The organism is Aromatoleum toluolicum (assembly GCF_012911005.2).
In the GTDB taxonomy this organism is placed as follows: domain Bacteria; phylum Pseudomonadota; class Gammaproteobacteria; order Burkholderiales; family Rhodocyclaceae; genus Aromatoleum; species Aromatoleum toluolicum.
Map to the genome: position 1 here is coordinate 1 of NZ_WTVS01000185.1, position 604 is coordinate 604.

Consider the following 604-nt stretch of genomic DNA (forward strand, 5'->3'; position numbering starts at 1 on the left):
GCGCCGCCCCCACCGCCCCCGTCGCCGCAGATACGCCGGCAGCGAGCTCCGCCACGGCGCCAGGCCGCGCCACGGCACCGCCAGTCAGCGGACGCGACCGGCTCGAACTCGGCGGCGGAGAATCGGAGATCCCCGGCGCCGGCCTGCGCCTGAGCACGCAGCTCGGCAGCGTCGCACGCATCGACGCGACGACCGAAGCCCAGCGCGAGCAGCTGCGCCGCGAACAGTCCGTGATCATGGCGATCGACCGGACCATCGTTGCCCAGCTCGAACTGAACGAACGCATCCGGCAACTCGAGGCCGTGCAGGCGCGCATGATGGCCGAGCACGTCCGCACGCCCGCGCCAGCATCCGGCCTTGCCCCCATCGCGGAGCCGACCGAGGCGGAGGAGCCGCCGGCAGCGAAGGCGCAGCCGCTGGAGCCCGATCACAGCGTCGCCGAGGCCTGGAAACAGGGCACGCTGACGGTCGGATTCGTCTCCCTCGCGCTCGCCGCCGCCCTTGCATGGCTCCGCAAGCGGCGCGAAAACACGCCCGCCGCGGACGAAGCGGAACCGACACCCCGGCCCACGTCGGCCAGCAAGAAGCCGGCAGCCCGCCCGCC

General features: G+C 73.8%; 1 protein-coding gene. It reads left to right on the top strand.

The window, feature by feature from the left end:
- Window positions 1-604, top strand: a 604-nt coding sequence (locus tag GPA27_RS28285) for a hypothetical protein (protein ID WP_211165306.1), incomplete at both ends; no start/stop codon positions are given.